Origin of the sequence: Bacillus sp. BML-BC051 (genome assembly GCF_019656175.1) — a bacterium.
Lineage (GTDB): Bacteria > Bacillota > Bacilli > Bacillales > Bacillaceae_G > Bacillus_A > Bacillus_A mobilis.
The window spans coordinates 85,729-109,383 of the sequence record NZ_BPLI01000044.1 but is presented as its reverse complement, the minus strand read 5'-3'; the positions used below and the strand labels follow the sequence as shown (position 1 = coordinate 109,383).

Below are 23,655 nucleotides of genomic sequence, written 5' to 3'. Positions count from 1 at the left end.
TTTAGCATTCTTTGTTGTATTATTTGCAGCTGGAATATTGTTTGATACATCGAGCTCTGAAGAAACAGCTGATGAAAGAAATAATGATAGAGGTTTTGGTAGCGAACGAATTAGGGGATCTAAAAGAAGAGTTGCTAATACAGGGTATGATAGTACTTATGGACATGACGATAACGATGAAGTACAATACGACCGAAATAATTCTGAATTTACTTATACAAGTGGAAAAAAACAGAGTGGGATATCAGATGAGGAATACCGAAAGAAACAAGCAGAGGACGATGCATACTTTTATAGAAGACATAGTGGTTATAGACATAAGGTGGAGGAAGCTGATGATGTTTTAGGACGTAGCCAACGAGAAAGAGACTATGAAGATGATAAGTATGAAGTTCGTTGTAACAGTTGTAATGAGCCTGAAAGCCATTGTAGATGCTGCGACACTTGTAACCAGTATCCATGCCGTTGTTGTCGTAGATGTGATTTATATCCATGTGAATGCTGCGATACATGTGGAGAGGCAAGCTGCCGTTGTTGTAGACGGTGCGATTCATATCCATGTGAATGTTGTGATGAATGTGGTCAACCGCAAAGTTATTGTAGATGTTGCAGAAGGTGTGATAGATATCCTTGTGAGTGTTGTAATGAGTGCGGAGAAGCAAATTGTCGTTGTTGTCGTAGATGTGATGCGTACCCATGTGAATGTTGTAGTAGCTGCGGTCAACCCGATCGATATTGTAAATGCAATTGATAAGAAAAAACACCATCTTAAGATGGTGTTTGATTTATATTGTGTATAACAATATAGCTATCAATTTCTTAGTCTTGCAATTCGTTATTTATTTTATACCTGCTTTTTGAGGGAAAGTAAAAAATATTCAAAATAAACATTTTAAATGTTTGTGATTTGTAATATATTTTAAATGTCTTAGTCAATTTTATATATAAATAGTTATCAAAAGTAGAATTGAGGGGAATTTGTGAAAAAGGGAATTATTATTTTAATAGGGATTATTATTGTGTGTATGGCTGCAATTTTTGTGTATCAATCACAGGGGGCAAAAACGAATACAGAGCGACAGCAAACTGAGAAGAAGCAAACAGAACCGAAGAAAGAAGAACAAAAAACAAATGTGAATGTGGAAAAATCGGATGCAAATATAATAGCCAAGGAACTTATTACAAATCCTAATGAAGTATTGCTGAAGACTGGTGAAGAAAAAAATATTGATTTATCCGTAAGATTATACGATGAAGGAACAGCGAAAGAAAATACGATAAACTTAGGAGTAGATGAAAAGGAATTTCTATCTGTTAAATCAAAAGACGAAAATGTTGTTAAGGCAAAAATAACCGATAGTGGGCAAGTGAACATCATTGTAAACGAGTCGCCTTCAAAAAAAAGTGTGGAAATTGAAGTTAGTTATAAAAATAAAAAGTATAATGGAGAATTAACAAGAAAGATAACTATCACAATTAAGGATTATGCTTTAGATGCAACAAAAGGGCTAAAAGGAATGTGGCAGAGCGAAAAGGATAAAACTTATTTTTATAAGATAGTTGAAAAAGGTCAAAATATAATTGAAGTTTCTGCAATGGCTTTATATGAAACGGACTACACTGCAGTAGTGAATTTTAAAAATATACAAAAAAATGTTCTTTCAGGAAAACCGGAATATACATTTATGTATCCTGGTACGCATCAAGAACCAGCTTTAGAATTTAAGTTAGAAATACTTAATAAGGATAAAATACGCATTACTCAAGGGGATTATCCAATTGTCCTAACAAGATCGTCAGAAAAAGCAATGGAGGAAGAAAGAGCAAAGCAAGCAACGCCAAAGTCTGATAGCAACGCAGGAACAAATCAGCCTAATGGCAATAACCCAAATGATGGACCAATTAACAATACGGAACAATCAAAACCGCTAAAGGCGTTCTTCGACCCTGTTGATAGTAATAGTGAGAATCAGGTAAGTGTATTCATTCAAACATGGGGAACTACTGAATCTAATCCGAATATAGATAAAGCTACGCTGAATGTAGAACAGCGCCTAAATAATAAATTTACCGGTATGTTCGAAACAAAGGCTACAAAACAAAATGAAACAACCTGGATATTTGATTGGACAGATGACACTGGTACAAAAGGAACTGGGACATTAGTTATTAACGGTGAAAATGCAACAATCGACCTCAAAAGTGAACGTGAAAGTGTGACAGAAGGAAAAGGAATTGTATCTTACAAAGCCCAATTGATAAAGACAGCTCAAGCTGAATTTTAATAGACAAAAAAGTCCTATACTTATATATAGGACTTTTTTGTTTGTCACTTTTCAAAGAATTATAAGTTTAGAGTGTTTGGAATTGTTAAGTGGAATAACACGTTTACTAGACGGTTAAAAAACTGTCAAAGTAATATATTTTTGTTAAATAAAATTTAAAATATGATATAATGGGATTTTGTGGATATTAAACAAGGGAGTGGGAAACAAGTGCAAATATTATTAATACGCCACGGAGAATCAGAAGCTGATATCTTAAACGTACATGAAGGACGAGCTGACTTTGAATTAACAGAAAAAGGAAGACAGCAAGTGCAAAGGCTTGTACAGAAAGTGAAAGCAGATTTTCCACCAGATTTCATTTGGGCAAGTACATTAAAGCGTGCTCGTGAAACTGGTGAAACGTTAGCTGAAGGAATTGGATGCCCAATTCAACTAGAAGAGGAATTAATGGAGTTTAATAATGGAGTGCAAGCAGGCTTATCTTTTGAAGAAGCAAAGAAATATCCAGAGCCAAAGTTTCTTCATGACCGTTTTGAAAATGGGGAATCATTTATTGAATTTAGAATGAGAATAGAAGGAATCTTTTCTAAAATCGTGACAGAGAATACTTATGAACGGATAGCAATCGTTGCACACGGTGGTGTAATAAATAGTCTATTACGTGCGTTTTTCAAAATGCCCATTTCAATGGACTATTATTTTAAAATGGGAGATACGGGAATAAGCTTAATTGAAATTGATGGCGAACAAAAAACGGTGCATTTCATAAATGATACGAATCATTTGGACGGGATGTAAAGAACCGTGTACAAAGTAGTGTTTTTTGATGTTGACGGTACGCTTTTAAGTGAGATTGATAGAGGTATGCACGAAAGTACAAAAGAAGCGATACAAAGATTAATAGATAAAGGAATTCACGTAGTTGTTACAACAGGGAGACCATATAGTTTATGTTCGCAATTTAAAGAGCTGGGCATACATACAATTATTTCTGCAAATGGTGCACATATTAAATGTGGGGAAACAGTTCTACATAAATCGGTACTTTCAAGTGAAATCGTTCATGATATCTCAGAGTTTGCAGAATTACATGGTCACGGCGTTTCTTATTTTACTGAGGGTTTTACAATGAACGGAATAGCCTCAGATAATGAGCGTGTAATGCAAGCGCTTAGCGAGACGTTAAATTTAGGGGAGTACCCTGAAAAAAGCAAGGATTTGTCTGAAGAGATCTATTGTTTATGTTTGTATGCGGATGAAATAGAATCTCAAAAATTTATTGAAAAATACCCAATGCTTACATTCGACCGTTTTCATGGTTATGTCATAAATGTATTGGAAGATAATAAAGTATCGAAGCTCACCGCAATTCAAAAAGTATTGGATCACTTAAACATTTGTAAATCAGAAGCAATTGCTTTTGGTGACGGTGGAAACGATATTGAGATGTTGCAGTATGTAGGATTAGGTATTGCGATGGGGAATGGCGGAGAAGTACTAAAAACAAAAGCTGATTTCGTTACAAAGAAGGCGAGTGAAGGTGGTATTTTATTTGCTTTAGAGAAGCTTCATGTCGTCTAACATACCTTTATTGGAATAAAGGTATGTTAGGATCTTTAATGTGCTCGCACAATAAAATATGAATTTGCCCACGATGATGATAAAAGTGTGCAACAATTTCAAGCAACCATTCAAAACGGGAATAAGAAATACCCCAATAAGCAGTCTTAATTTCCGCTAATTCTTCATTGGAATAGGATAAAAAAGTTTTAGAAAGTAAATCGTAGCCCTGTACCATCGTTTGTTGCATTTGCGTAATTGTTTCGGGTGTTTGTTCTTTATAAAAAGTGTTTAGTTGTTTTTCTGTAATACCATTTAAAATCAATAGATCTGCATGGCAAATAAGAGAAAGATGTGCACACATTTCAAATACAGATCGCTTTGCGTGAATGGGCTGTATTTTTAAATCAGCTTCATTATATTGGTTAAGCATTTGAATAGAAGTATCAACAGCAATTTTAAGTTGATGCAAGGCAGATTCTACAAACATTGTAATTCTCCTCATCTCCGTATATAATAGTTTCTTAAGGGTATTATATCATACTCAAAATTCCGAAAATTCTAGTAGTTTGACTAGCATATTGAAAAGTATTATATTGTAAAAGGTCATATGAAACGTGAAATAGAATGGAATGCAATTATTGAGTTAGGAGTTAGACCAATGAGTTTGAAATATGGAAGAGATACAATTATTGAAGTTGACTTAAATGCAGTAAAACATAATGTAAAAGAATTTAAAAAACGAGTGAATGATGAAAATATTGCAATGATGGCTGCTGTAAAAGCAAATGGGTATGGTCACGGGGCAGTTGAAGTTGCGAAAGCTGCTATTGAAGCAGGAATAAATCAGCTTGCAGTTGCATTTGTAGATGAAGCGATAGAGTTAAGAGAAGCAGGAATTAACGTGCCGATTTTAATTTTAGGTTATACATCAGTAGCAGCTGCGGAAGAGGCAATTCAATATGACGTTATGATGACTGTTTATAGAAGTGAGGATTTACAAGGTATAAATGAAATTGCAAACCGTCTTCAAAAGAAAGCGCAAATTCAGGTGAAAATTGATACAGGAATGAGTCGTATCGGTTTACAAGAAGAAGAGGTTAAACCATTTTTAGAAGAATTAAACCGTATGGAGTATATAGAGGTAGTAGGAATGTTTACGCATTACTCTACGGCAGATGAAATTGATAAATCATATACGAATATGCAAACAAGTTTATTTGAAAAAGCTGTCAATGCAGCAAAAGAATTAGGAATTCATATCCCATATATTCATAGTTCAAATAGTGCTGGATCAATGGAACTTAGCAATACATTTCAAAATATGGTTCGTGTAGGTATTGGAATTTATGGAATGTATCCTTCAAAAGAGGTAGATCATGCAGTCGTTTCTTTACAGCCTGCTTTGTCGTTAAAATCAAAAATAGCTCACATTAAACATGCGAAGAAGAATCGTGGTGTAAGTTATGGGAATACGTATGTAACGACTGGTGAAGAATGGATTGCAACTGTACCGATTGGCTATGCTGATGGATATAATCGTCAGTTATCTAATAAAGGGCATGCATTAATCAATGGAGTTCGAGTACCTGTTATTGGCCGTGTTTGTATGGATCAGCTCATGTTAGACGTTTCAAAAGCAATGCCAGTACAAGTTGGGGACGAAGTAGTATTCTACGGTAAACAAGGCGAAGAAAACATTGCAGTAGAAGAAATCGCGGATATGTTAGGTACAATTAACTATGAAGTTACATGTATGTTAGACAGAAGAATTCCACGTGTTTACAAAGAAAATAATGAAACGACTGCTGTCGTAAATATACTAAGAAAAAACTGAATCAATATGATTCAGTTTTTTTATTTTTGACATATGAAAAATGCTCTATTTGTACCGTGTATTTGAATGTTCTTAAAACCTACAGATTCCAACGAAGAAATTATTTCTTCAATGGAATAACAAGCTTCCTCAAAAGAAAAGTCACTTCTTGTCCAAGTATTATTTATGTCATGTTTAAATAGTATAAAGTTCATTACTGCTTTTTTATTTTTATTATCATAGGTAGAATCAATCGTACAAACATATTCTTCCGCTGAAATATGAAATGAAGAAACCCAATTTTCAAGAAAACCTTTCTCCATATTCATATCAAATATGAATGTACCTTCGCTATGTAATACGGAGTAAACATTACGAAAAACATTTTTTAATTCATCTAATTTTAAAATATGGTTTAAGCTATCGCCAGTAGAGATAACATAGTGAAATAGCTCATTTATATTGAAATAACGAGCATCATCGACGATAAAGGTTGCGTCTGGCGCGTTTTGACGTGCGTATTCAATCATTTGAGCAGAACCATCTATACCAGTTACTACAAAAGTATTATCAATTAATTTCTTAGAAAGGTGACCAGTCCCGCAGCAAAGATCTAAAATATGAGAATGTGGTGGTGCATATTGTAAAACGAGTTTTTCCAAAAGTAGATAGGAGTGTTCAGCATAATGCCCCCAATGTTTATTATAAATGGATGCGAAAATATCATAATCAGAATAAATTAGTTTTTTAGACATATGTATTCTCCTCAAAATTCATTACATTATAATAATCATGCTTCGTTTTTATTTCAAAACCACATTGTGTATATAGTTTTAAAGCGTGGTTATTTTTCGTTTCGACGTCTAATTCAATTGCTGATATTCCTTTTGGAATAAGGGTATGTACCATATAACTAAGAATATCTTTTCCGTATCCTTTACCTTGATAAGAAGGATGAACGGCGAAGCCTGATAGTGTAGTAGATTGTTCTTGCTCAGAAACTGTAATCGTTCCTATCACTTTTTCGTCGATAAGAGCACTGTAAACTTGATGAGAAGGTGAATTCATCATTTTTTGTAACCATATAGAGGTATTTTCTACTGAATCTCCAAAAGCTTTACTGGAAAGTTCAATAAGATCAAGAAGTGATTCTGAAGATGCAAGAGTGAGCTGTATAGTATTCTTTGCTGTTTTTTGCACTTCTTTTGCTTTGAACTCCATACTATATTCACTATATAAATAAGGTAACTTCATATGTTTTACAAATTCTTTCCCAGAAGCAGACGCCCCATTTATAATAATAAGAGCTTCATCTGCCCCTTTTATTCGTATTTCTTTCATTGCGGTTTGTAAAAGAGTAGTGCCTATATGTTGTTTCCTATAGTTCGGATGAACAAATCCTATTAACTCCAGTTTTGTCGGTCTTTCAAAGTCATACATACTTAATGCACCGATTAATTGAGTATTATCATAACATAGGAAATCATATATCTCTCCATTATTACGAGCAGTTAAAAAGTTTACATGTAAATCTGAAGAGTAATCAATTTTATCGTGTTGCCCACAAATGTGAGCTAAATCTTGCATTTGCTGAATTTCGTTCGCTGTTAAAGATTTCTTTTGTTCAATAGTCATTTCATAATCCCTCGCATTCGTATTTAAAAATAGGATGGATGACTTAGCCACTTTTCTAACTCCACGCTGCCCTGAACAGATAATAATCGGTACAAATATCGATAGGGAGATCTACATTCTGCAAGTTCAGGAATGGGCATGATGGTTTCGTAACCTAGTTTAAAAGCATGAGCCTCTTTTTCAGTAAATATATATTCTAAGCCGATAAAATCAAACTCCCTTGGAGCAACTGCATAGGCTTCTGTATCCACTAAGCCTGTAATAGATGTACCATTTGATAAAAACTGAGTAGGATCCATATCAATTAAAACGAGCGTTGATTTCTTTGGTGCTGGTAAGGAAGAAAGTTGTGATTCAAAAGTAGGAAATGCGCTTTGTATGCTTTCATTATCGGAATAAAACATAGTCACAAGCTCTTTACTCACATTCAAAATGTGTGATTGGAATTCATCTAGTGTAATTTGGAAGGAACCTGACACATTTCCTATGTAATCGGCTTTAAATGTATGTATTTCTGCAAGCCCTTTTCCTAGACTGAATAAAATAGAATCAGGTTGCCCGATAAAAGATTGAACTGTGTTACCTACTAACTTTTCGGCTACAACGAATTCACGACCATTTAAAATATGTTTTTCTAATATTGCTGGGATAGGAAGATGAGTATGTGCTTGCAGCAATGTATGAACAGTTTCTAAATGATGGACATTCCTTGGGTCAATTCCAAATAGGTTTTTACATCCCCACCAAAAATCATTATTTGGCTCTTCATTCATTTTAGAAGAACGAACGATGACTTCTGCATCTTCTGTTCGGACGAGAAAAACATCGCTTGCATGGTCTTCATAGCCTGGGTCTAAAGTTTGAACAGATAAAATAGGTGAAGTAAATAGTTGTTGTAGCATGAAGTTACTCCTTTTTCTGTAAATTCTATAAATTTATTATATAACAGAATATGTTCCAAGTGGATAATGATGAGGACAACATAGAACTTAAATAAATTTATAGTGAGAAATCAGTATGAAAATATTATTTTTCTAGTTTTGTATGAATTATCAAAATAATATTCCGGTGATAAATCTATAAAAATACCCGAATGTAAATCTCGTATTTTTCAGTAAATGAAGAGTTAATCGTGTTTTTATGAGAGTTATAATGTAGGTTATGAAAAATATTTCTCAATAATAAAATGAAGAGAAGAATATGAAGAAGTAGAATAGATTCCTATATAATAGTTTTAAATTGATTAATATAATTAATTATTAATTATATTAGATAGGAGAGAATATGATGGCAAATGTACTCGTAATAAATTTCCCTGGAGAAGGTCATATAAATCCGACTTTAGCTATTGTAAGTGAGTTAATTCAGCAAGGGGAGACAGTTGTTTCGTATTGTATTGAAGATTATAGAAAGAAGATTGAAGTAACAGGTGCAGAATTCCGAGTGTTTGAGAATTTCCTCTCTCAAATTAATATTATGGAACGAGTAAATGAAGGCGGGAGTCCTTTGACGATGCTATCTCATATGATTGAAGCATCAGAGCGTATTGTGACTCAAATTGTAGAAGAAACAAAAGGGGAAAAGTACGATTACTTGATATACGATAATCATTTTCCCGTAGGACGTATTATAGCCAATGTTTTAAAATTACCTAGCATTTCTTCTTGTACAACATTTGCTTTTAATCAGTACATTACTTTTAATGATGAACAAGAAACAAGACAAGTAGACGAAACGAATCCATTATATCTATCTTGTTTAGCGGGAATGGAAAAATGGAATAGGCAGTATGGAATGAAATGTAATAGTATGTATGATATTATGAATCATCCTGGAGATATTACTATCGTATATACTTCAAAAGAATACCAGCCGCGTTCAGATGTATTCGATGAATCGTATAAGTTCGTCGGCCCATCAATTGCTACGCGTAAAGAAGTAGGCAGCTTTCCTATGGTAGATTTAAAAGATAAAAAATTGATTTTCATTTCTATGGGAACAGTTTTTAATGAACAACCTGAGCTATATGAAAAATGTTTTGAAGCGTTTAAAGATGTAGAAGCGACAGTCATAATAGTTGTTGGTAAGAAGATAAATATAAGTCAATTTGAAAACATTCCGAATAACTTTATGTTGTATAATTACGTGCCGCAATTAGAAATATTACAGCATGCTGATGTATTCGTGACACACGGTGGTATGAATAGTTCGAGTGAAGCACTATATTACGGTGTCCCGTTAGTTGTAATTCCAGTAACAGGAGATCAGCCTTTAGTTGCGAAACGAGTGAGTGAAGTAAGAGCTGGAATAAGGCTTAATCGTAAAGAATTAACTTCTGAATCGTTACGTGAAGCTGTAGAAAAAGTAATGGATGATGTAACGTTTAAGGAAAATAGTCGTAAAGTTGGAGAGTCACTTCGAAATGCTGGTGGGTATAATAGGGCAGTTGATGAAATATTAAAAATGAAAATGAATTCATACTCAAAACTTAAATAAATGTTTGGAGCACACTTACTGTAATATGTAAGTGTGTTTCTATAAATAAATTACATAAAAAATCAATGCAAAGGTGAAACTTTTGTGTATATAAACTCATATCTTTGAATTAGTAGTAAAATTACGTTAAAATAATACTAAGAAAATACATAAGTTTTGGGGGTAATGAATGAAAAGAGTATTTGAATACGTTTTATTAACAATTGGATCGATTATTGTAGCGGGTTCATTAGAGCTTATTTTAGCACCTAATGGATTAGTAGATGGTGGGGTAACGGCCATTGCTATTATGGCAAATAAAGTTGCTGGATTACCATTGTACGGAGTGTTTTTAGGACTTAATATTCCTATCCTGCTATTTACCGCAAAAGTAATGGGGAAGAAGTTCTTCATCCGTACATCTTATGCAAATGTAGTTACAACACTCGGATTAATTTATTTAAAACCATTTCCGGCGATTACAACTTCTGAATTATTAATTGTACTTTATGGTGGAGTACTATTTGGAATTGGTGTTGGTATTGTAGTGAAAATGGGCGGAGCAATAGATGGATCAGAAATGTTAGCAGTTTGGATGAACAAACACTTTAAAGTACCAATTAGTACATTCTTACTTGCTGTAAATGCAGTTATTTTCACATTTGTAGCGATTTTATTTTCAATCGAACAAGCGATGTTCTCATTAGCAATTTTCTATATTGTTACGAAGATGATTGATTTCATATTAGATGGTATAAATCAAGGAAAGAGCGTTATGATTATTTCTGGTAAAAATAAAGAAATAGGCGATCTACTTATGAAAGAATTGCAATTATCTGTTACGTATCTACATGGAGAAGGTGGTTTTTTAGGAGAAGAAAAGAGAATTATTTATTGTATTACAAACCGTTTCATTTATCCGAAAATGAAAGATCTCGTTCTCTCTGTAGATCCAACTGCTATCATTGAAGCTTCCTATTCAACAGAAACAACAGGTGTTAAACGACCAGGAAGAACAGCGAAATCAGAAAAATAGTGAATGAAGATAGCTCCACGTAAGTATAACTTGCGTGGAGCTATTCTTATTTAGGGAACCAGGCTTTTTTCAGTAATTGGACAACAGTTTCGATACGATTCTCTGGAATACTGCCAAAACCGAGCAATACATACGACTCCTCCCTTATATTATGAACAGAATCGTATGTGGAGAGAGGGTATAACTTAATACGTTGTTTCGCAGCCGCATGAATAAGTTCTTGTTCATTCATCCCGTTATGAACGTGAAGTACGATATGAAGTCCAGATTGTTCACCAAGTACATGAACGTTATTTCCCATTTCGTTTGTAATAGATTTAATTAAAGAAATATGTTTTCTTTTATATAACGTGCGGCTTCGGTTAATATGGCGTTCCCAATCACCATTTTGAATAAAGGTAGCAAAGGTAAGTTGTTGCAGCGTAGAAACTGTTTGTTTAAACATACCACCAAGTTCTTGATAAGCTCCTAATAGATGAGGTGGTAAAACGATATATCCCATTCGTAAAGAAGGTAAAAAAGATTTTGAGAAAGTTCCCATATAAATAACACGTTCATTTGAATCTAGCCCTTGTAAAGAAGGAATAGGTTTTCCTATATAGCGAAATTCCCCGTCGTAATCATCTTCAATAATATAGCCTTTACAATCATTCGCCCATTTTAATAACTCGAGTCTTCTAGATAGCGGCATAATGATTCCAAGTGGAAATTGGTGAGATGGAGTGACATACGCTACATTGGAACCTGATTCACGTAAAGCGGGAATATGAATCCCTTTATCATCTAAAGGGATAGGGTGAACGCGGAGGCCAGAACTTTGAATCATAGCAGGTATACGGTGAAATCCAGGATTTTCGATTCCATATTCCTTTTTTGAACCAAGTAACTGGAGTAGTAGCCAAAGAAGAGGCTGCGTGCCTGCACCGATAATAATTTTATCAGGTGAAGAGTGTACCCCGCGAGCATGATATAAATACTTTGAAATATGTTCTCGTAGAACGAGCTCACCTTGTGGATCTTCTTTAGCAAACAATTCATTTTCATACTGAAATAAAGTTTCATTTATTGCTTTTTTCCAGTTTGTTATCGGAAAAGCTTTTTGATCAATAAGTCCTTGACTACAATCATAATCATATTGTTCGTTTTCTATATTGTTAGCACTGTTTGATGCAATTTGCTGTTTCTTTTGAATGACATCGATATCAACTTCTGCAACAAAAATCCCACGCTTCGGTTTACTTTCTACATAACCTTCAGCTAGTAATTGTTGATAAGCAGATTCAACTGTAATACGGCTCACATTAAGTTGCATAGCTAAATTTCTATGAGAAGGAAGGCGTGTACCGGCACATAGTGATCCATGAGAAATTTCTCGTTTTATATATTCGTAAATCTGTATGTAAATGGGTGTTTTACTTTGTAATTGTAAGGGGATAGTAAGATCCATTCGTAGACGCTCCTCTTTATACTGGCCTTATAAAAAAGAATAGAACTGTCACTTAAGTTAAGGGCAGTTGTTTCTTATAATGATGATATAACATTTAGAAAATTTTATAAATAGTAAGGAGAGATTCATAATGAATATTAGAGCGGTAGTAACAGAGGCAGACTTACATGATGTATTCCCGGTATTACAGCAATTACGAACGAAACTTTCAAAAGAAGAAGCAAGTTCTTTATTTCAAAAAATGAAAGAAGAAAATTATAAACTATTTTCGCTACGTAATGAAGAGGGTGAAGTTGTTAGTCTAGCTGGTGTAGCGATTTGTACGAATTTTTATAATGAGAAACATGTTTTTGTGTATGACCTTGTAACTGCGGAAGCACATCGTTCAAAAGGGTATGGGAAAGTATTACTCTCGTATATAGAGAACTGGGGAAAAGAAAATGAATGTGAGTCCATCGCTCTTACATCAGCGTTTCCTAGATTAGACGCTCACCGCTTTTATGAAAGAGAAGGCTATGATAAGGTAAGCTATTCTTTTCATAAAGAATTATAAAGAAGGGTAGGTTCTATATGACATAATATATAGAACCTATTTCTTTTAGAAAGGTTTATAATTTATGTTGTTGAATTATTTTTTATATAAATAATACAGAGAATGATTGGAGCGCTTATACTTGGAAAAAATAAAGAAACTATCAATCCCTAATGATGTTAGAGTAATCGTAATATCTGATATTCATGGAGAATTACCACTTTTAAAAGAATTACTACATAAAGTTAATTTTAAAGATAAAGATTATTTAATTATTAATGGTGATCTTTGTGAGAAAGGAAAAGATAGCATCGGTGTAGTAAACTACGTAATGAATCTTGTAAAGAATAATTCAAATGTTCACGTTGTTGAAGGGAATTGTGAAGTTTTAGTTGATGCGCTTTTAAATGAAAATCCTGGTCTTATCAATTATTTATGTACGAGAAAGCATTCGATTTTTAAGGAATGGTTAGAATGTGTGCATTTCTCTATTCATGAAGATACGTCTATTCAAAAAGTAAGGGAAGTATTAATGAGCCATTTTTCAAAAGAAATAAAGTGGCTAACAGAATTACCAACAGCGATTGAAACAGAAGATTATATCTTTGTACATGCTGGCCTTGAAGATAGAGAAGATTGGAAAGAAACGGAACGAAAAAATGCGATAGCAATGCCGGAGTTTTTCAATAAATCACATAGAGCAAATAAGTACGTAGTTGTCGGTCATTGGCCTGTTGTAAACTATTCAGACAACGCACCGTCTAACAATCCAGTTATTGATAAGGAGAAAAAGGTTATTGCGATTGACGGTGGAAATGCGATTAAAGAGGCAGGGCAATTAAACGCATTTATCATTCAGAGGACAAGAGCAGGTGATATGTTTTCTTATACATATGTAGACTATTTTCCAGAGTATGAAGTGATAGCAGATTTTAATGCGAATTCAGACATGCAGGGCGGGGTGACATATCCGTATTATTACATAGAGCCTCTGGAGAAGTTGAAAGATTATAGGATATGTAAGCAAAGAAAAACGAATAAATTACTCTTTGTGAAAAATGAATATATTAGGCAACTTAATTCAGGTGAATACACAGTGAAAACCGATATTTCTTGTGCACAAATAAGCGTAAGAAAAGGGGACATTGTTTCTCTCATTGATGGCAGTTGTTCAGGATATGATTTAGTTAAAAGAGATGGAATAGAAGGCTGGATAGAGAAAGGTATTTTAGTTGAGATAGAAAAGATGAAATAGGAGGTATGGAGCCTCCTATTTTTTTATTATCTTTTTATATGAGTAGATTGCTTGCTGTCTTTCATAAGTAAATAAATCGTACTCGGTAAAATGACAATCGTCATCCCTAAAATAATTGTGAGTATAGCATAACCTCTATACGGAGCAGAAACGATAAATGGAAGTCCAGCTAGGAAAATACCTGCTATTATCATTGAAATACTACAAATATTTGAAGCTCTTTTTTCAAGGTGCTTATCATTCCATTCCAATGAAACTGTAGATTTAGTCGTATCAATTTTGGAACTGAAATAGCCTATCAATATAAATAAAATCCCTAATGCTATAAATATGAAATGATCAAGAGGGAGTGCATAGCCAAGAGCGATGAGGGCGATGACAATATCGACAAAAAATAAAAAAAGTAAAATTGTGTTGCCTATCCAAAGGTGAGATTTCTGGTTACTGGCTGCTTTAGATAAAGCTAAAAATAAAAAGAATAAGAAGGAACATATAATTATATTTACGATAACAAAAGTGCTTTTATCCATTGTTGATGTAGGCGTTCCATTGAAGTCCCATTTCGTAACAATACTTGAAGGTAAGAAAAAATAGAGAATACTATTTGTCGTAATAATAGTGAGGAATAAAGCAATACTAAATCGATTATTCATTGAATCACCAGCTTTCTACATGAATAATTGGTATCTTATAACAAAATTATACAATATAATAAATGATATTTGTTTTGATTTTTCTGAAAAAATATTATAATTATATATGAAATAAAGAGAGTTGTAGGAGGAAAATTATGCAAAACGTAATAGTAAAAGGGGATAAAGTTACAATTCGTACAATTGAAGAATCAGATATAAACCCATTATGGAATCTCGTATTTAAAGAAAAAAATCCAGAATGGAAAAAATGGGATGCACCGTATTTTCCGTTTCCAATGCAAGAATACTCATCTTATAAAGAGGGGATGCAAACACGTTTAAAAGAAGAACCTCTATCTAAATTAATTATAGAACATAACGGCCAAATTATAGGAACAATCGGGTTTTATTGGGAGCATAAACCGACGCGTTGGTTGGAGATGGGGCTTGTTATTTATAATCCAAATTACTGGAATGGTGGCTACGGTACAGAAGCGTTAATGTTATATCGAGATTTACTATTTGAAAAGATGGAAATTGGTAGGGTAGGAATCACGACTTGGTCTGGTAATGAACGAATGATGAAAGTAGCGGAGAAAATAGGAATGACTTTAGAAGGTAGAATGCGCAAATGCCGTTATTACAACGGAACATACTATGATTCTATTCGAATGGGTATGATTCGTGAAGAATGGGAAGCGCTATATGTAACGGAGGGGTGAGGAAGTATGTACGCTATTATTGCTACATTTGATCGTGTGTTTACTAATACAATTATAGAATTGCAAAATGAAATAACAAATATCATTGGCACAAATCAATTAGCAGGAGTAGAACCTCATATTACATTAGCTGATTACCATGAGTTAGACGTTCATTTATATAAGGAGAAAATAGAGGAGTTTGTAGCAGTTCAAGAGAATATGGCTGAGGTAACTTTTCCTTCTGTTGGAACTTTTCCTACTAACGGAACAATCTTTCTAGCACCGACTATTACCGATGAATTGTTAAGAATTCATCATTCTTATCATGATTATTTTAAAACTTTTCATGATAATTTAAATTCATATTATGTGCCTGGAAAATGGGTTCCGCATTGTACAATTGCAATTAAGTTACATGCAAATCAGTTTTTAAGTGTAATGGAATATATATATGAAAAATTTGATTACGCAATAGCTTCAATTGAAAAATTAAAATTAATTAAGGTGAATTATGAAAATGGTTCTGCCATTTCTTCTAGTATATTAGCAGAATATAATTTTAAGAGAATGGAGACATCGAGATGACATATGTAATTAGAGAAATGAAGCAAGAAGATATTCACGCTGTACAATCAGTAGCGAAAATAGCTTGGCATGATACGTACGAAGGTATTATTCCGAGAGAGATTCAAGACAGTTTCTTAGACGAGGCTTATTCTGATGAAAAAATGAAATATCGTCTCGAAAATACACATTTATTCGTTGCGGAAGAAGAGGGAGAAGTAATTGGCTTTGCGAATTTTTCACCTGTTAGACTGCAAAATGAAGCAGAATTAGGTGCGATTTATTTGTTACCAGATCAGCAAGGGAAAGGGATAGGAAGTGCTTTATTACAAAAAGGGTTAACGGCATTAAAAGGAATTCGGAAATTATATATTCATGTAGAAGCAGCGAATGAAAAAGGAAAACATTTTTATGAAGCGAAAGGTTTTGCACAATTAGAGGAATTTGAAGAAGATTTTGAAGGACATATGATGCAGACAGTAAGAATGGTTTTATACGTATAAGGAGGACTAGGAATGAAGATATTTGATTTTAGTGAAAAAGTAGGAAAACACATATCAGCATTTCAATCTAATTTCATAATGTCGAAAATATTAAATCATAGAGGAAATGTACATATCGGTGCTATGCATTTACAAGAGAATGGAATAATTGGATATCATGAAGCAGTTGTATCGCAACTGCTTCTTATTGTGGACGGAGAAGGATATGTATGTGGAGCAGATAAAGAAAAAGTGAAGGTGGAAGCGGGACAAGCTGTGTTTTGGGAAAAGGGGGAGCTTCATGAGACAAGTACAGAGCATGGATTAATGGCAATTGTTATGGAAGCGGAGGATCTTGAACGAGCGATATTAATGCCTATTAAAGAGGAGAGTTGTGAAAAATGATAGAAAAGGCAAATCGGGAAGAAACGGACGAAATAATACAATATGCAGCTCAATCGCTTTTTGAAGGTACGAGGGGAAATTGTCGTTTAAATACAGAGAAAGCGATTGAAATTACAAGGCCGATTGTAGAAAAGGGAGCGTATTATTTAGTCGTTAAAGAAGAAAACGTTGTAATGGGGTGGATATTAATAGGGGAAAATACGGACTATTTTTCTCATGAAAAACTAGGGTTTATATACGAATTGTATGTTTTTCCAGAGTACCGCGGGAAAGGATTGTCAAGAAAGTTAATGGAGGCTGGTATTAAGGGATTACAAAAGAATTATTCAGAAATTCGTTTAAATGTATTTGCTGGAAATTTTGCGAAAGAGATGTACGAAGAGTTTGGGTTTGTTGAAAGACAGGTAATTATGACTTTGAAGTGAGAACAATAGGCTTGAACGGGAGAGGGGAAAGAATGAGAAAGAAAATGAGTATGTTTCGTATTTACAAAGGGTTTGTCCTGAATTACAAATAAGATCCGCGTATATAAATGAAATAGGCCAAAATAATGATGTATTAATTGTAAATGATAATGTAGTATTCCGTTTCCCAAAATATGAAAAAGGTATTCAGAAACTTCGAATAGAAACACAGTTACTAGAGAAAATAAGACCCTTCATTACGCTTCAAATTCCCAATCCAAGTTATCAAGGGTTTCAAAATGAAGTACCAGGGAAAGTATTTGCAGGTTATGAGATGATTGAAGGAGACCCGTTTTGGAAAAATGTTTTTACGGAAATAAATGATGAAAAGCAATTACAGAAACTTGCGTGCACATTGGCGAGATTTTTAAAAGAGTTGCATGAAATTCCGTTATCTACATTCGAAGATATTATGCAATGTGATAGTACTGATATGTATTCAGAAATAAATAGTTTATATAGCCAATTAAAAGAACATGTTTATCCATTCATGAGAAATGTGGCGAGAAAAGAGGTCTCAACATCGTTTGAGTTATATTTAAATGAAAGTAGTCATTTTAACTTTACTCCTAGTCTTGTTCATGGGGACTTTGGCATGACAAACATTTTATATAGTGCAACAAAAAAGAATATTTCAGGGGTCATAGATTTTGGTGGGGCGAGCATTGGAGATCCAGCTTATGATTTTGCTGGCATATTAGCTAGTTATGGAGAAGAGTTTTTACAACTATTTGAAGCCTATTATCCTAATTTAGAAGCAGTAAAGGAGCGAATGTATTTTTATAAGAGTACATTTGCGCTTCAAGAAGCATTATTTGGCGTACTAAATAATGATAAGAAAGCTTTTGAAGCTGGAATAGCACAATATGTATAAAAGCCGATTTTAAATCGGCTTTTTATTATTGATACATCGTCCGCATCCCAATGTCTTTAAACCCTAGTCTTTTATAAATTCGTCCAGCAGCTTGGTTGTTATAAAATAAGCAAAGTGTTCGGCCTTCAGTTGTAAAGTTCCGAATCATTTTATGTAATGTAAACGAAGTATATCTGCTCCGCGATAATCTGGGTATGCACATATGCCAACGACTATATAAGCATTTTGTATATGGGATATAACTCTTATATAAGAGAAATTTGGTGAAATGAGCGATTTTTTTGAAGATGATTTTTCATTCTGTATGGAATCGCCTTTCTAACTTTCCACTAGTTAAACTATTAAGTGAACAAACGACAGAACTTCAGGAAATAGAAAATTAACTAGATTTATTAAGTGTTTAAATTAGGGAATGAAACGGGATTATACGTTAGAGATGGTTATGGGATAGGGTGTCCCGTTAAATTGGAGGATTAAGAGAGGAGCGTATTAATATGCAACCATTAAAGGATGGAAAATATATTACATATGTTGCAATTGCTATTTTGCTTGTAGTCGCTATTATGTCTCATTATGAATTGCCTAAAAAGATTGGCTTTATTACAGGTGTTCTTATTTTAGGAGCATGTGCACTGGTTACTAATAAGTTTTACGAACGGATGTATAGTAAATTTCAACATAAATAAAGTTAATACAATAGGGGAAATCATGATGATAATAGTACCTATTAAGAGTAATTTTAGGAGGATTAACCCACACCAGTTGCTCTTTTAGTACAAATAACCTAGGGTTAATCATAATTCCCCTTATTCTCTTTATCAGCTATCTGTGCATGTATTAATATCGATTAAAATTGTTTCTCGTGAAGAGGGATAGTTTTTGGATTTTTAAGAGTATAAAAAATATTATTCTATAAAATTAATTTCCTGTGGTAAAATATTCTATATAAATATTAAAAAAGGGGAAGGGTTTATGGGTTTAATAAAAATTACTCCAGAACGTTTGGAGCAGTCAGCTAAGTTGGTGCAAGATATAAAACAAACTTTAGACAATATGCACAAAGATCTTTATAATCAAACAGAGTACATAGCGTCCCAATGGACAGGTGCGACAAGTCAAAATTTTTATCAAATGTTTAATGAAGCGAAACCAAAAATTTTTGAAGTTAATAATCTATTGGATAAAATTTCAGAAGAACTCAAACATTCTGCTAAGAAATTCCGTGAAGTTGATGAATTAGATTATCGCAGGGCTCAAACGAAGGTTCTGGAAAACAACAAAGACAAAGTTGATATCCTTACAGGTGATGCATCTTTAAAAGAAGGAAAACGTCTTGGTGGATCTGTAGAAGGTTCTGTGGTTGATGGAAAGAAACCTATTATTAATGATGGTGAATGGAGAATGAAAGCATTATCTGGAAAAATAGATTTGAATTTACCATATTCACTTGATACTGTCAAAGAGGACTTGATGGCCGGGAATATTATAGGAGCAAAAATAGAAGGAACGGCTTTAGAGAACTCTTTTCAAACGAAAGTTCCAATACTTTTTCCTTGGGGTATATCTGAGCGTGAAGTAACTATTACTCAGAAATTGGGTGAAGGAAACTTCGCAGTAGGTGTGGAAGAGTATTCAGCCAAACTTGCAACAGAAGTTACGACTAACAAGTATGAAGCTGAAGTGAATATTTTACATATTCCAGATTTCATTCCATTTATAGGAGACCATGATGTGATAGCAAAGGGAGAAGTAGGACTAGGTACAGCTGGTTTTAAAGTGCAATTAGGTGCAGAGACAGGTGCGTACTTTGGAGAAGCATTTGGACTTGGAGGATTTATAAAAGTCGAAAAAACAAAGGAGGAAAGTTGAGATGGATCCAATTAAAGCGGGGAAATATATTACATATGTTGCAGTTGTGATACTTCTTATATTTTCTATGTTATTGCCATATAGCCTACCTAAAAAGATTGCTCTTATTATTTTTGTTTTAATTTTAGGAGCCATTTCCTTGGGAGCGAATAAAGTAGTAGGACGAATATATAAAAAATTCAAACAAAAATAAAGTTTGGTATAAGGTAGAAGTAATCCAATAATAATACGGAATTCACTTGAAGTTTTTTTGCAAGAAAAAAATTTTTTCAGCAATTTAATTATTCATAGGATTTACTTCAAATGTTGTTTTAGAATCCATTTTCAAATTTTTAATGAAAATGGATTAGAACTATTACAGATGCTTAAAAAAGGAGAAAAAAACAAATGAAACTATTACCAATTGGAACAGTCGTTAAAATAGAAGATATAGAACAAATTGTAATGATTATTGGAAGAATGGTCATATCAGCAGATAAACGTGATTTTGATTATGTGGGTGTTCCTTACCCAATAGGCTATCTAGGGGATGAAAAAGTATTATGTTTTAATCACGATAAGATTGTAGAGGAAATGCATAGAGGGTATATGACTGAGAGTGAAATAGTTCTACGCGAGAAATTATTAGAATTATAGATTAGTTGGAAAATACGATAGGGGAAAATAAAATGGGGAAAATAATGAGAATCCTTGTAATCATTGGCATACTTATCCCGCCGATACTACTGTGGAGTGTTCCGGATACTCCTCTAAATGATAAACTATTGTTTACAGGTATACAACTAACTGTTGGATTCATCGCAGTAGTAGCGTTAGAGATTATATTTAAAAATCGAAAAAAGAAGAGGGAAAAATAGAGATAGACTGTATGGAATAACAGCTGAAAATATGTAACATGTATTATTAATCGTTTTACTTGGGAGGTGACCTACTGGTGACCTCTTTTAACGTTACTCCCATGGTGTAATGGAGGGTTCATTTTTTCTTTGGAAGAGAGGAGAAAATTTATGATTATTATTGGCACAATGGTACTTGTTATTGCAGGGTGGTTTTTCCCATTTAATTTATGGCAGAAACTATTTTTCAGTATTGGTATGATTGGTATTGGGATGTTGGCGTATGGAAGTTCAGTATTATTTAATCGTTTAGCTAAAAAAATTACAAATAGAAGTGAATAAACACCTAGAAATTTCTTATTGATTAGGAAATTTTAACAATAAATTTCCCATAAGAGTTGGAGAGAGTCTTACTATAATTAGTAAGTAGGGAATAGTCTCTTATGGTTATGGTGGAGGTTTTTCGTTTGAATGTGAGAAAGAAGAGTGATTATAAAATGCGAAAGTTTTCGAAAATAATGATATGTATTGGTGCGTTAATAATGATTATGCTAGGTATGATTGTATATGATACGTGGAAGGATAGAATCTATTTTTCTTTAGCAGTACTGTTTGTCACTGCACTTTCTTTATTGTGGAATATAGTTGTTCAAAATCTCATGGGAAAAATCAATAAAAAAAGAGAATAAATAACTATGAAACCGTTCCAATTGGAACAGTTATTAAAATAGAGGATATAGAACACCTAATTATGATAATTGGAAGATAGGTAAAAAATAAAATAAGCCATCCGTTTGGGTAGTTCATATACATAATTCTCTCTACATCATCTAGTGTGGCAAGTTTAATTGTTTCTTGGACAGGCGTAATAGGTAAGTTGTTGTCATTTAGACATTCACAAAAATACATTTCATTTTTGACACCTAGTTGTATACTCGGAGCGGTTTCAAATTTTTCTACAATAGTTGATTTGCCAGAGATTTTAAGCGGCCTATAGGCGGAAATAAGTGCCTCATAATCAATGGTAACAAATTCTTCTTTACTATACGGTATAAATGCATCATGGAAGCGGAGTAAAATCGATTTTAATGTTCCATTCTCTTTAAATACGCCCCATAATTCTTGAAAGTCTGTTTCATAACCGAAAGCTTCTAAATCCCCAATAATAAACAAGTTAAGGGCTGCTTCTTCTTTTAGGTAAGCGAATACTTGTTCATGATCTTTCTTTGTTAATTTTCTCATCATAAAGAATCGACCTCTTTTTTATTTTTCTAAATATTACAACTTAAGTTTTTTGAAATCAATATAAAATTTTATGTTTAGTTCACCAACTTTCGGAAAAACTAGGAAAGATATGACAAAGGAGGTTATGAACGGTGGATCATCCAATTCAAGGGTTAATGAAAGCGGCAATGGAAAATTTAAAAGAAATGGTCGATGTAAATACGATTGTTGGAGAGCCTGTTCAAACGGCTGACGGTGGTGTGGTGTTAACGGTTTCTAAAGTAGCGTTCGGGTTTGGAGCAGGAGGTTCTGATTTCCAAACGAATGATGGACAAAGAGCGAACGGTAACCCTGCATTTGGTGGCGGTAGCGCGGGTGGTGTTTCTATTACACCAGTAGCATTTCTTGTAGTGAATAAAGATGGAGTAAATATTCTGCATCTACAAAATGCGACACATTTAGCAGAAAAAATGATTGAATTAGCTCCACAAACAATTGATAAAATTCAATCGATGTTCCAAAAAGATGAAAAGAAAGAGGGAAATCATCATCCTCAAAACCCAGATGAAATCCTTTAAAAACGCCTGCTTACGAGCAGGCGTTTTTTCTTGTAATCACTATGTAATAAAACACATGAAATTGTAAATAGTTTTTGAATTTTTTTCTATGTTTCTAAAATTTTTCATGTTAAAATATGCTATAGAATTGAAACATATAAAACGAAGGTGGCTAGGTGCTTTGTCTGGAGGATCTGACCAAGTAAAGAATATGATATATATTAATGGTAATCGTCGGGGTCATTGTTTTATTACATCAGGAATTACGTTTAAAGAGTTTGCAAGTAACATCCCTTCACCGCTTCATCAAGTGTTGCTTTTGAAGCATAACTTTGAATGGACAGATTTTCATTATCATACTTTATTTGAATATGTTGAGGAAGAAAATATACATAAGCTAATTCAAGCAGAGATTGATGAATTTGATGAATTTTGTTGGGTAGATTTTGATGATGCAAGCGATTTAGATGAATTAGAGCCAAAAGAAATTGCGGAGCTTTTATATTTGGCTCACAAAAAAGAACCACTTGCAAGAACATTCTTTCCGCTATTGAAAAATAGATTTGTTTATTTTTCACATGATGATGGATGGTACAACAAAGTGTATTATCGTAGAATTGCTGATTTTGTAGGAATGTTAAGTAAAGTCATTCCTTATAAACTCGGTGCTTTCGGTAAGAAACGTTTTTCTTTGTTCCAAAAATCAAAAATTTTCCCAGCAATTTCGAAAGAAGTGATTATGGGGCTTATTCCATTAATGGAAGATGGTCTTTATATTGATCTAGCAGGGAAAATAGAGTCAAGAAGAGGTCTTGAAATTCCGGTATATGTAGTTGGTTCGTATGAAAGTACGGATGAGGTACTAGATAATATCGATGAATTGAAAGAAGAAGCAACAGAGACAGGTTGGCTCATTTTTGATAAGAAAGAACAGGAATGGCAATGGGTTGTGGACTAAGAAAACTTGGCGCATGAAGTCAAGTTTTCTTGTCATTTG

General features: G+C 33.5%; 30 protein-coding genes and 2 pseudogenes. 24 read left to right on the top strand and 8 right to left on the bottom strand.

Annotated elements, in window-relative coordinates:
* Positions 1-371: 371 nt before the first annotated feature.
* The 4 genes from K5S59_RS18470 (at position 372) to K5S59_RS18455 (ending at position 3,869) form a co-directional block, all read left to right on the top strand.
* On the top strand, positions 372-800 hold the full coding sequence (locus K5S59_RS18470; protein WP_157639287.1) for a hypothetical protein: 429 nt from the start codon (positions 372-374) through the stop codon (positions 798-800).
* 180 nt (positions 801-980) lie between these two features.
* A complete protein-coding gene (locus K5S59_RS18465; RefSeq protein ID WP_000715297.1) occupies positions 981-2,285 on the top strand; it encodes a hypothetical protein in 1,305 nt (434 codons plus the stop codon).
* Positions 2,286-2,495: 210 nt separating this feature from the next.
* Positions 2,496-3,086 (top strand): histidine phosphatase family protein, encoded by a 591-nt coding sequence (locus K5S59_RS18460; protein WP_033656322.1) that lies wholly within the window; start codon positions 2,496-2,498, stop codon positions 3,084-3,086.
* 6 nt (positions 3,087-3,092) lie between these two features.
* Positions 3,093-3,869 (top strand): Cof-type HAD-IIB family hydrolase, encoded by a 777-nt coding sequence (locus K5S59_RS18455; RefSeq protein ID WP_000278940.1) that lies wholly within the window; start codon positions 3,093-3,095, stop codon positions 3,867-3,869.
* 7 nt (positions 3,870-3,876) lie between these two features.
* On the opposite strand, the gene K5S59_RS18450 is transcribed toward K5S59_RS18455, so the two are convergent.
* A complete protein-coding gene (locus K5S59_RS18450) occupies positions 3,877-4,338 on the bottom strand; it encodes a DinB family protein (RefSeq protein ID WP_120449889.1) in 462 nt (153 codons plus the stop codon).
* A gap of 171 nt (positions 4,339-4,509) precedes the next feature.
* Between K5S59_RS18450 and alr the strand changes: the two genes are divergently transcribed.
* Positions 4,510-5,685, top strand: a complete 1,176-nt coding sequence (gene alr, locus K5S59_RS18445) for an alanine racemase (protein ID WP_033656323.1) — start codon at positions 4,510-4,512, stop codon at positions 5,683-5,685.
* Positions 5,686-5,705: 20 nt separating this feature from the next.
* On the opposite strand, the gene K5S59_RS18440 is transcribed toward alr, so the two are convergent.
* The 3 genes from K5S59_RS18440 to K5S59_RS18430 are packed head-to-tail and all read right to left on the bottom strand — an operon-like array spanning position 5,706 to position 8,201.
* A complete protein-coding gene (locus K5S59_RS18440) occupies positions 5,706-6,419 on the bottom strand; it encodes a class I SAM-dependent DNA methyltransferase (RefSeq protein ID WP_000038491.1) in 714 nt (237 codons plus the stop codon).
* Positions 6,412-7,299, bottom strand: a complete 888-nt coding sequence (locus K5S59_RS18435) for a GNAT family N-acetyltransferase (RefSeq protein WP_120451090.1) — start codon at positions 7,297-7,299, stop codon at positions 6,412-6,414. Before K5S59_RS18435 ends, K5S59_RS18440 begins: the two co-directional genes overlap by 8 nt.
* Before the next feature lie 23 nt (positions 7,300-7,322).
* Positions 7,323-8,201, bottom strand: coding sequence for a nitrate reductase (locus K5S59_RS18430; protein WP_120449891.1), 879 nt, complete (start codon positions 8,199-8,201; stop codon positions 7,323-7,325).
* Between the two features lie 385 nt (positions 8,202-8,586).
* Between K5S59_RS18430 and K5S59_RS18425 the strand changes: the two genes are divergently transcribed.
* Complete coding sequence (locus K5S59_RS18425) at positions 8,587-9,795, top strand: macrolide family glycosyltransferase (RefSeq protein ID WP_098872358.1); 1,209 nt, start codon at positions 8,587-8,589, stop codon at positions 9,793-9,795.
* Between the two features lie 169 nt (positions 9,796-9,964).
* Entirely contained in the window at positions 9,965-10,810 is an 846-nt protein-coding gene (locus tag K5S59_RS18420; protein ID WP_000831974.1) for a YitT family protein, read from the top strand.
* 46 nt (positions 10,811-10,856) lie between these two features.
* On the opposite strand, the gene pdxR is transcribed toward K5S59_RS18420, so the two are convergent.
* Positions 10,857-12,257 (bottom strand): MocR-like pyridoxine biosynthesis transcription factor PdxR, encoded by a 1,401-nt coding sequence (pdxR, locus tag K5S59_RS18415; RefSeq protein ID WP_098872357.1) that lies wholly within the window; start codon positions 12,255-12,257, stop codon positions 10,857-10,859.
* A gap of 130 nt (positions 12,258-12,387) precedes the next feature.
* Between pdxR and K5S59_RS18410 the strand changes: the two genes are divergently transcribed.
* Positions 12,388-12,810 carry a GNAT family N-acetyltransferase gene (locus tag K5S59_RS18410; RefSeq protein WP_001025905.1) on the top strand — a complete coding sequence of 141 codons (423 nt, stop codon included), beginning with the start codon at positions 12,388-12,390 and terminating at the stop codon, positions 12,808-12,810.
* A 121-nt stretch (positions 12,811-12,931) separates the two neighbouring features.
* Positions 12,932-14,044 (top strand): metallophosphoesterase, encoded by a 1,113-nt coding sequence (locus tag K5S59_RS18405; protein ID WP_120449893.1) that lies wholly within the window; start codon positions 12,932-12,934, stop codon positions 14,042-14,044.
* A 26-nt stretch (positions 14,045-14,070) separates the two neighbouring features.
* On the opposite strand, the gene K5S59_RS18400 is transcribed toward K5S59_RS18405, so the two are convergent.
* Positions 14,071-14,697 carry a DUF1648 domain-containing protein gene (locus tag K5S59_RS18400; RefSeq protein ID WP_001065173.1) on the bottom strand — a complete coding sequence of 209 codons (627 nt, stop codon included), beginning with the start codon at positions 14,695-14,697 and terminating at the stop codon, positions 14,071-14,073.
* 137 nt (positions 14,698-14,834) lie between these two features.
* On the opposite strand from K5S59_RS18400, the gene K5S59_RS18395 reads away from it, so the two are divergent.
* From K5S59_RS18395 to K5S59_RS18370, 6 genes are all read left to right on the top strand, one after another.
* Entirely contained in the window at positions 14,835-15,401 is a 567-nt protein-coding gene (locus K5S59_RS18395) for a GNAT family N-acetyltransferase (protein ID WP_001181788.1), read from the top strand.
* Between the two features lie 6 nt (positions 15,402-15,407).
* The gene (locus K5S59_RS18390; protein ID WP_120449895.1) at positions 15,408-15,968 is read left to right on the top strand and encodes a 2'-5' RNA ligase family protein; all 561 of its coding nucleotides are present in this window, start codon (positions 15,408-15,410) and stop codon (positions 15,966-15,968) included.
* A complete protein-coding gene (locus tag K5S59_RS18385) occupies positions 15,965-16,450 on the top strand; it encodes a GNAT family N-acetyltransferase (RefSeq protein WP_073518551.1) in 486 nt (161 codons plus the stop codon). The genes K5S59_RS18390 and K5S59_RS18385 overlap by 4 nt, the downstream gene beginning before the upstream one ends.
* Positions 16,451-16,462: 12 nt before the next feature.
* Complete coding sequence (locus K5S59_RS18380; protein WP_098258618.1) at positions 16,463-16,834, top strand: cupin domain-containing protein; 372 nt, start codon at positions 16,463-16,465, stop codon at positions 16,832-16,834.
* Complete coding sequence (locus K5S59_RS18375; RefSeq protein WP_098258619.1) at positions 16,831-17,259, top strand: GNAT family N-acetyltransferase; 429 nt, start codon at positions 16,831-16,833, stop codon at positions 17,257-17,259. Before K5S59_RS18380 ends, K5S59_RS18375 begins: the two co-directional genes overlap by 4 nt.
* Positions 17,260-17,347: 88 nt before the next feature.
* On the top strand, positions 17,348-18,172 hold the full coding sequence (locus K5S59_RS18370) for a phosphotransferase family protein (RefSeq protein ID WP_120449896.1): 825 nt from the start codon (positions 17,348-17,350) through the stop codon (positions 18,170-18,172).
* Between the two features lie 25 nt (positions 18,173-18,197).
* On the opposite strand, the pseudogene K5S59_RS18365 reads toward K5S59_RS18370, so the two are convergent.
* Positions 18,198-18,388 (bottom strand): annotated as a pseudogene (locus K5S59_RS18365) (GNAT family N-acetyltransferase); the annotation flags it as partial.
* 278 nt (positions 18,389-18,666) lie between these two features.
* Here K5S59_RS18365 and K5S59_RS18360 point away from each other — a divergent pair.
* The 7 genes from K5S59_RS18360 to K5S59_RS18330 all read left to right on the top strand — a co-directional run bounded on the left by K5S59_RS18360 (position 18,667) and on the right by K5S59_RS18330 (position 21,566).
* The gene (locus tag K5S59_RS18360; protein ID WP_120449898.1) at positions 18,667-18,858 is read left to right on the top strand and encodes a hypothetical protein; all 192 of its coding nucleotides are present in this window, start codon (positions 18,667-18,669) and stop codon (positions 18,856-18,858) included.
* A 286-nt stretch (positions 18,859-19,144) separates the two neighbouring features.
* Positions 19,145-20,041 (top strand): WXG100 family type VII secretion target, encoded by an 897-nt coding sequence (locus tag K5S59_RS18355; RefSeq protein ID WP_098258622.1) that lies wholly within the window; start codon positions 19,145-19,147, stop codon positions 20,039-20,041.
* Between the two features lies 1 nt (position 20,042).
* Positions 20,043-20,234 (top strand): hypothetical protein, encoded by a 192-nt coding sequence (locus K5S59_RS18350; RefSeq protein ID WP_016512960.1) that lies wholly within the window; start codon positions 20,043-20,045, stop codon positions 20,232-20,234.
* Between the two features lie 194 nt (positions 20,235-20,428).
* Entirely contained in the window at positions 20,429-20,677 is a 249-nt protein-coding gene (locus tag K5S59_RS18345; RefSeq protein ID WP_000771614.1) for a DUF4176 domain-containing protein, read from the top strand.
* Positions 20,678-20,709: 32 nt separating this feature from the next.
* Positions 20,710-20,898 carry a hypothetical protein gene (locus tag K5S59_RS18340; RefSeq protein WP_000516414.1) on the top strand — a complete coding sequence of 63 codons (189 nt, stop codon included), beginning with the start codon at positions 20,710-20,712 and terminating at the stop codon, positions 20,896-20,898.
* Between the two features lie 150 nt (positions 20,899-21,048).
* Positions 21,049-21,219, top strand: a complete 171-nt coding sequence (locus K5S59_RS18335; protein WP_418656653.1) for a hypothetical protein — start codon at positions 21,049-21,051, stop codon at positions 21,217-21,219.
* A 131-nt stretch (positions 21,220-21,350) separates the two neighbouring features.
* Positions 21,351-21,566, top strand: a complete 216-nt coding sequence (locus K5S59_RS18330) for a hypothetical protein (RefSeq protein WP_080000266.1) — start codon at positions 21,351-21,353, stop codon at positions 21,564-21,566.
* 121 nt (positions 21,567-21,687) lie between these two features.
* On the opposite strand, the pseudogene K5S59_RS18325 reads toward K5S59_RS18330, so the two are convergent.
* Positions 21,688-22,122: pseudogene (locus K5S59_RS18325) on the bottom strand (GCN5 family acetyltransferase); the annotation flags it as partial.
* 131 nt (positions 22,123-22,253) lie between these two features.
* Here K5S59_RS18325 and ytfJ point away from each other — a divergent pair.
* Both ytfJ and K5S59_RS18315 read left to right on the top strand, forming a co-directional pair.
* Entirely contained in the window at positions 22,254-22,679 is a 426-nt protein-coding gene (gene ytfJ / locus K5S59_RS18320; protein WP_000349987.1) for a GerW family sporulation protein, read from the top strand.
* A 160-nt stretch (positions 22,680-22,839) separates the two neighbouring features.
* Positions 22,840-23,616, top strand: coding sequence for a hypothetical protein (locus K5S59_RS18315; protein ID WP_000014093.1), 777 nt, complete (start codon positions 22,840-22,842; stop codon positions 23,614-23,616).
* Positions 23,617-23,655: the final 39 nt, after the last annotated feature.